Origin of the sequence: uncultured Idiomarina sp. (assembly GCF_964010655.1) — a bacterium.
Lineage (GTDB): Bacteria > Pseudomonadota > Gammaproteobacteria > Enterobacterales > Alteromonadaceae > Idiomarina > Idiomarina baltica.
Map to the genome: position 1 here is coordinate 33988 of NZ_CAXGLS010000020.1, position 7949 is coordinate 41936.

The window sequence follows — 7949 nt, forward strand, 5'->3', positions numbered from 1 at the left end:
AAGTCACTTTAACTGAGAGTCTTTATGAAAGTTTTTTTTAATATTTCAGCATTCGCCTTAATTGCATCAGTTTCTTTTCCTAGTTTTGCTCAAAGCGCATTTACCATGCCCGCACAATCCCTCAACCAGTTAACATTTAGCGGTTTAAGTACTGAAACCGACTTAGATGGCGGCTCTACACAAAATGCATTTGATGGTGGTGGCGCTCGTGCTGAACTTCAACTGCAATGGCAAAATGATTGGTACGTTGGTGTCTCAGGTCAATTTTCCGAAGTCAGCCATAACGACATTGACATGCTCACTGACCAAATGAGTATACGACTAGGCACACAACATTTCTTATCAGCGAACACACGGTTGTTTTCAGAGTTATTCATACAACGTCTTACGGTTGAAGTTGACGACGGCACCACGCGTACAGAAGATCAAGAAACGGGCCCTGGCATTGAGCTTGGTATTGAACACCAAACTCAAACTCAGCTAACGCTATTTGCTTCTGCGAGCTATAGCCGCCTCACACGCGATGTGCGCTATTGGCAGACCGAATTGGGCGCGTTTTACATGATGAACCCACGCACTGCACTTGGCGTCAGCTATCAACGCCGCACTGCCTCTGATACCGATTATCGACAAGACAACTATCTTCTTAACCTACGTTTTTGGTTTTAAGTGGGGTTGTCCATCTGAACGTGGCATACTTGGCATTTTGTGAGGCAAGTATGCCCTATGGATCTTAACCATCAATGTCCCTGCGGTAGCGAAAAGAGTTTTAAACACTGCTGCCATTTGTTATTGAGTGATCGAACACTCGCACAAACACCCGAACAACTCATGCGATCGCGTTATACGGCGTACGTAATTGGCGACTTGCCCTATATACGCAAGACATGGCACCGAGATTACTGTCCCCCAGACCTATCACTTGAGGGATTACCTGAATTCATCCGTTTACAAATCGTATCTCACAGTCACTCAAATAACCGAGGTTACGTTCACTTTCGCGCATTCTATTATACGCAGGATGAACTCACATGGATGGAAGAACAAAGTCAGTTTGTTAAGCTATCTGAATGCTGGCTCTACACAACAGGAGAAGTAAAATAGCCAGCTCATCACTCAAACCCTCTGTCATTTGCTATAAAAACAAGGGTTTTTACTCGCGTGGGTAACACTGTTTACTCTAAACTTCGGTAAAATAAGTGTAAATTTGCAGAATGTACTCACTAATCACAACAAATAAAGGGGATGTCCATGAGCGAAAACAAGGATATAGATGAAAGTAAGGCGGAGAAGGATCCGATGATCCCGGATGGGGAGGTCAACCCCATCAATACCGATTACAAAGTTGGACAAGACAACGTCGTGATGAATTTAGGCCCGTTTGGATTAGACTTCCACAATCGGGTTTTTGCTGTTTCAGGCCTTGCAATTGTTGCATTCGTTCTCTTTGCTTTAATTTTCCAAGAACAAGCTGAACCATTATTTAGTGGAATTCGTGGTTGGCTTACATCAAATCTTGATTGGTTCTTCTTAAGCGCGGCTAATATTTTTGTCGTGGTTGCACTGGTCCTAATCTTTACACCACTCGGTCGCGTTCGCATTGGCGGCACAGAGGCCAAACCAGACTTCTCATACATGGGTTGGTTCTCGATGCTGTTTGCTGCAGGTATGGGTATCGGCCTTATGTTTTATGGTGTGTCTGAGCCGATTTCCCACTTCTCGTCTTCGCTCGGGGGTATCTCCATGGAAAATGGAGTGCGTACCGACTGGGCGCCATTAGGTGCTGCGGGCGGCAATGAAGCAGCTGCACGTGAATTAGGCATGGCAGCGACTATCTTCCACTGGGCACTTCACCCATGGGCTATTTATGCAATCCTAGCGTTGGGTCTAGCGCTCTTTTCATTTAACAAAGGCTTGCCTCTGACTGTTCGTTCAATTTTCTACCCGATTTTGAAAGAGCGCGTTTGGGGATGGCCAGGTCACATTATCGATACCATCGCTATCTTAGCGACGCTATTCGGGCTTGCGACCTCGCTCGGGCTTGGTGCCTCACAAGCTGCCGCTGGACTCAACTTTCTGTTTGATGTACCCAAAGGGGATACGACAGAAATTCTTCTCGTTATGGGTATCACAGCCATCGCACTCACATCGGTGCTGGCAGGTTTAGAATCAGGTGTACAGCGTTTATCGCAGATCAATATGACGTTAGCGGCGCTACTCCTTCTATTCGTCATTATTGTCGGTCCCACGCTCGCAATTATCACTGGTTTCGGCGAAAACTTAGTCAACTATATTGCTAACCTACCTGCCTTATCTAATCCTGTAGGACGTGAAGACTTAAACTTCACTCAAGGCTGGACATCGTTCTACTGGGCTTGGTGGATTGCATGGTCACCGTTCGTTGGTATGTTCATCGCACGTGTATCTCGCGGTCGTACTGTGCGTGAATTCTTAGTATCGGTATTGTTGGTACCTTCACTGGCTTGTGTATTCTGGATGTCTGTATTTGGTAATATTGCTATCGAACAGGTGATTAACGGAGCACAAGACTTGGTTGACGCGGATCTTTCGTTGAAACTATTTGTTATGCTTGAAGGATTACCATGGGCGTCAGTGACTTCATTCATCGGAATCATACTGGTCATCGTATTTTTCGTCACCTCGTCTGACTCAGGCTCTTTAGTTATCGACACCATCAGTGCGGGTGGTAAAGTTGAAGCGCCTGTACCCCAGCGTATTTTCTGGTGTACCTTCGAGGGATTGGTCGCAATCGCCTTGATACTTGGTGGTGGACTTGTCGCACTACAAGCAATGGCTGTTTCTGCGGGTCTACCATTTACTATCGTATTGTTGGCGGCCTGCGTCGCCGTTATTCAGGGCTTGCGTTCTGAACCACGAATCGGTAAAAACGGATAACACGCAGCTGTTGTCTTCAAACAAAAGCGGCGCACTAAGCGCCGCTTTTTTGTACCTGAGGTGATGTCATGGAAGCCGAACACGTCGAAATACTAAATTTCATTAAACAATATGCACCCTTCACTATTCTGCCCGAAGCGGAATTACAAACGATCTCACAACAAATCGAGGTCGGCTATTTTCAGAAGGGTGATCAGGTGCTTGATTACAACCAACCTATTTCTGATCTCCATGTGATTCGTAGCGGTGCCATAGAAACGTATAAGCGCAACGGCGAACTTTTTAATCGCTTAAGTGCCGGAGGTTTTTTCGGTGAAGCCGGCTTATTACGTAAAGGCCGTGTACGTTATCCTGTAAAAGCGTTAGAAGACAGCCTGATTTACTATGTACCGGGTGCCCTATTTAATCGGCTTTACGACGAATACGACGCCTTTGCGGATGCGGTTGAGGTTGAAGAACATCAACGCGTTAATTTAGCCGTGCGCGAACGCGAGCAGCGTAACGATTTATTTATTGAAACCGTCGAAACATTGTTGAGCCGCCAGCCTGTTATTATCGAGTCTGATGCCAGTATTATAGAGGCCGCTCAAAAGATGACTGACGAGCAAGTTTCGTCATTACTCATTTGTGGTGATAACCCTGATGACGTACTCGGTATTATTACCGACAAAGATTTACGCAAGCGTGTACTCGCCGTTGAACGTGCTCCCAGCGATCCCGTACGTGACGTGATGTCCTCGAACTTAGTTTATATTGAGCATAATCAACGCATATTTGAAGCGATGTTAACCATGCTCAGGACTAACCTGCATCACTTACCTGTATTAAAAAAGCAGCGCTTGATTGGTGTTATTGCCTTATCTGACGTCGTGCGTCACGAATCGAAATCAAGTCTTTACGTAGTCAGTAGTATCTTTAAACAAAATACGTTTGAAGAGTTGGCGCAGTTAAAAGAAAGTGTAGAAGCAAGCTTTGTGCGTTTGGTCAACGAAGACGCTAATTCACGAATGATTGGCTCAGCGATGGCCACCATCGGTCGTAGCTTCAAGCAACGCCTTTTGGAGTTAGCGGAAATCGAATTAGGTCCACCCCCCATTCCCTACTGCTTTCTCGCACTTGGTTCAATGGCGCGTGATGAACAATCTATCGTAACCGACCAAGATAACGCACTGGTATTACACGACGACTTTAATCCTAAAGAACACGATGCCTATTTCAAAGCTTTGGCTAAGTTTGTCTCGGACGGTTTGCATGAATGCGGCTATACGTATTGCACAGGTGGTATTATGGCAACCAATAACCAGTGGCGACAACCGCTGCGCGTTTGGAAGAAATACTTCACCGACTGGATTGATAACCCCTCTCCCGAACGCTTACTGCACTCCTCTATCTTTTTTGACTTAGACGGCGTATGGGGTGAGTTTAGCTTTGCCAAACAACTGAATGAATTAATTCGTGTAAAAGCCAAAAATAATAAGCGTTTCTTAGGCTCTATGGCGCGTAATGCGTTGAGCCGAACACCACCGCTGGGCTTTTTCAAAGATTTCGTGATGGAAAAGGATGGTAAGCACCGCGACAGTATCAATACGAAACGACGCGGCACAGCACCGGTGGCTGATCTGATTCGCGTACATGCGCTCGCGGTCGGCTCGACGCAGCGCAACTCGTTTGCTCGCCTTGAGGATATCATGGAGGCAAACATACTGCCCAAAGGTCGGGGACCGGATTTACGTGACGCCCTCGAGTTAATCTCAATGGTGCGCATTCGACACCAGGCGATTGCCCTAACGGAGGGCGACACGCCCGACAATAATGTCGCGCCCGAGCAACTATCGGATTTTGAACGCAAAAACCTAAAAGATGCTTTTCAGATCCTCAGTAATGCACAGAAATACTTACGCTATCGCTATGCAGGAGGCTAAGCCGGCATGTTTTATTTAAAGCCGCGTGAGGTGATTAATTCGGATGCTGAGCGTGATTGGTCAATGGACTTCTCGGCATGGGCTGCCCATGTCAGCACCCCGATGTTTAAACACTATTTTGAACAAGGCATGGTTAACAAAGAGACTTTGATTAAAGACGCTCCGATGGTCGCCGTTGATTTCGAGACCACAGGCTTAGATTGTCAACGTAATAGCATCGTCAGTATTGCTGTCGTACCTATGTCCGCTCAACGGATCTTTATGTCGCAAGCGCGGCAATGGGTGGTCAAACCGCGACAAGACTTAACGGACGAATCTGTCGTTATTCACGGTATTACTCACTCTGATATTCAATCCGCTCCTGATATCGAGGCTATTTTGCCTGAGCTATTGGATTTAGTCGCGGGCAAGATTTGGGTCGTTCATTACAACGGAATCGAGCGCCCTTTCCTACAAAAAGCAATGGATGCGCGTTTCAATGAACATATCCATTTTCCTGTCATCGATACCATGGCCATTGAAGCACGCTTTCACCGTCAACGTCGTTCGTTTTGGTCAAGGTTAATGGGTAAGCGTCCCCTATCTATTCGTCTTGCCGATAGTCGCGAGCGCTATAACTTGCCCTTTTACGCACCCCATGATGCGCTCACCGATGCGCTTGCATGTGCTGAGCTCTTACAAGCGCAAATCCGTCATCGCTACAGTCTGGATTCGCCGCTGCAAGATATTTGGTTGCCCTAGTGAAAGATATTGTTAGGCGACTCGTTTAGGTGGCTGCACAATTAAATCTTCAATAATATGCACCTCATTAGTTTTGCTTACGGCGCGTTCGCGCCTTTGCAGCGGTAATTCTACTTGCACACTTTTCGTTAGCGTTTGGTATTCACTGAGTACCTGAAATAACCAAATTTCTGGCTGCCAACGCAGTTCGTTGTTGACTAGATAGTCGAGTGCGGAATGAGGATACTGGCTTTGAGCTGCATCGATAAAAAACTCATCAACATCTTGCTTTAACTGTCGCTGTTCAGTTTCGAGTACCGCGTCGCTAAACTGCGCCATGGCTTTTGCTGACTCACTCGATGAAGTTTGTTCAGTACGTAAGTGACGCGTTTTATGTAGCGCCTCATGCAGCACGTCTAACGTTTGTTGTTGAGTACTCTCAATACGCACATCCGCGTGAGCACCCGCACGAATACCACAGGCTTGGTTAAACAACTCGGGGACTTCACTGCGTTCAGTATAATCACTGACCTTAAGCTCGGGATGTTGACGCAGAAACTGCGCCATATTATTAACCAATAGACTACGCGACTGCTGTTCACGAAACCGGCTCATTAATTCAATCATTCGATGTTGAATCTCGAGCATACTTGCACGTTGTAAGCTTGTCCGGCGCTGTAGTTGCACAACCAGTAGTTGGCGTAGCTTTACATGACCATCGGCAAGCGCAATACACTCCTCGTAATCGACCATTGAAAGTCCGTCGAGTAATCGCTCGATTTGGTTTTGTGCCCGCTGGTTTTCAGCCATTTTCTCATCCAAACTGGCGGCAAAGCCAAAATCGGTATTCAATCGATTCCATAAACTGTGAATTGCTTCATCAAACTCAGAGACTAAGTCATAAACACGCTCTTCAATAATATGTAACTTTAACTCTGCTAGATACATATCACTGCGCTGGTGCGCCTTTCTGAACACATCGACCTGGTTGCGAATAGAGTCCAGCTTGTCCGCAACATCGGCTTGGATCGACCGTCGCCGTTCATCCACAACTAAATTAGCAATGAGTTGTGCAATAGGCGCTCGCAAACGATACCCTTGACCGTGCTCCGGCTGATAAATAATCCGTGCATTTAAGAGGTTACGCAGTATTCCTTCATTAACAGACAAAGCATCAAGCTCCCCCGTTTGATACGCCTGCATCAAAATACCTGCATGTCGACCTATCAGGTTGAGTCGCTTTTCACCTTGCTCAAGCCGCTGATCGGAAACATTGAGTTGCTCATCAGTCATCTACAATAACGCCTCTTGCTCAGGTGTCTCCTCAACGGGAAGGTTTTCTTCGTCGCGAATAAAGCGGATCACGTCCATCAAATAATCCACTTTTCCTGTCACAATAAAATACGGTCTGTCCGTGTGAGGCTGGATAAAATAACCATGCTCTACCAACCGCTTAGCAATTTGCTTTATTTGGGCATCGACAGTTTCGGCTTGCGAGTTAAAAAAGCGGTCACGTGCTAAATTTGCTAGGCGTTGTTTTAGACTTGGGTTGTCCTCACAGGCAACAACCCACTCGGGAAGCTTAATCGTGTCGCCAGGCACCAATGTACTATCGTGGCCGAGCGCTTCTTGTGTCAGAGTGAGCCATTCGAGTAACGGCATCAGTGTAGCAAGGGTCTGAATAAACTGTTGACGTAAATGCTCACGACCCGATTTATCAAGCGTCTGATAGCTTAAGAAAAAAACGCTCCCGTCAGCCGCCTGGCTCACGGTGCGATTTAACGGACGCAAATAATCATTTATCTGATTTTGTAATGTCTCATCTTGTAACTGTCGATGATACTCTGGGAAACGTTGACTACAAATAAACTCGCCAGCCAGTAGCGTCTCGATAATGGGACCAAATGTCATCATACGTGGTGCTCCTGTTGAACAAGGTGAGCCAGCTTCTCAGATAATCCAGAAACCTTTGGTTGAATGCGTTTCAACTGTCCTTTTCCCACCTTGTCTGGATGTGCCTCAATTAAGTAACGATGCTTAAATAGCATCAAAACATCAGACTCAGGATTAGGAAAGGCGCCTACAATTTGAATGTGATTGCTATCACACGCATCAAAAAGTTTCTCGACGTTGTGATAGGCCAACGTACCGATTTCGTCAATCGGCCAATGGAGCGTTATCGCCTCGCTATCCGTGCGTAACAAACGTGTGAAGGCTAATAAGAATTTACACAAGATCAGATAAGCCATTCCATGGCTCGACGATTCAGCGAGTTGGCGATCATTCCGAATCACAAGCTCATTGCCTGCTTCGGTTAAGAACAACTCAATCTTCAATAATGATTCGATACTGTATTTTTGATCGGCTCGCAAAATATCGGCGACCATTCCC

General features: G+C 46.3%; 8 protein-coding genes. 5 read left to right on the forward strand and 3 right to left on the reverse strand.

The window, feature by feature from the left end; all coding sequences use genetic code 11:
- Positions 1-24: 24 nt before the first annotated feature.
- The 5 genes from ABNS04_RS06765 to ABNS04_RS06785 all read left to right on the forward strand — a co-directional run bounded on the left by ABNS04_RS06765 (position 25) and on the right by ABNS04_RS06785 (position 5579).
- Positions 25-669, forward strand: a complete 645-nt coding sequence (locus tag ABNS04_RS06765) for an outer membrane beta-barrel protein (RefSeq protein ID WP_272977485.1) — start codon at positions 25-27, stop codon at positions 667-669.
- A 57-nt stretch (positions 670-726) separates the two neighbouring features.
- Complete coding sequence (locus tag ABNS04_RS06770) at positions 727-1104, forward strand: YchJ family metal-binding protein (protein WP_116287543.1); 378 nt, start codon at positions 727-729, stop codon at positions 1102-1104.
- 147 nt (positions 1105-1251) lie between these two features.
- Complete coding sequence (locus tag ABNS04_RS06775; protein ID WP_006955432.1) at positions 1252-2916, forward strand: BCCT family transporter; 1665 nt, start codon at positions 1252-1254, stop codon at positions 2914-2916.
- 68 nt (positions 2917-2984) lie between these two features.
- Entirely contained in the window at positions 2985-4838 is a 1854-nt protein-coding gene (locus ABNS04_RS06780) for a DUF294 nucleotidyltransferase-like domain-containing protein (RefSeq protein ID WP_272977484.1), read from the forward strand.
- A 6-nt stretch (positions 4839-4844) separates the two neighbouring features.
- Positions 4845-5579 carry a 3'-5' exonuclease gene (locus ABNS04_RS06785; protein WP_272977483.1) on the forward strand — a complete coding sequence of 245 codons (735 nt, stop codon included), beginning with the start codon at positions 4845-4847 and terminating at the stop codon, positions 5577-5579.
- A 12-nt stretch (positions 5580-5591) separates the two neighbouring features.
- Here the strand turns inward: ABNS04_RS06785 and ABNS04_RS06790 are convergent, their stop codons facing one another.
- The 3 genes from ABNS04_RS06790 to ABNS04_RS06800 form a co-directional block, all read right to left on the reverse strand.
- Positions 5592-6851: a hypothetical protein gene (locus ABNS04_RS06790; RefSeq protein WP_272977482.1), complete on the reverse strand. Its 1260-nt coding sequence runs from the start codon at positions 6849-6851 to the stop codon at positions 5592-5594.
- Positions 6852-7472: a hypothetical protein gene (locus ABNS04_RS06795; RefSeq protein WP_006955436.1), complete on the reverse strand. Its 621-nt coding sequence runs from the start codon at positions 7470-7472 to the stop codon at positions 6852-6854.
- The coding region (locus ABNS04_RS06800; RefSeq protein ID WP_272977481.1) for an ATP-binding protein at positions 7469-7949 on the reverse strand (481 nt) is incomplete at its 5' end. The genes ABNS04_RS06800 and ABNS04_RS06795, both read right to left, overlap by 4 nt.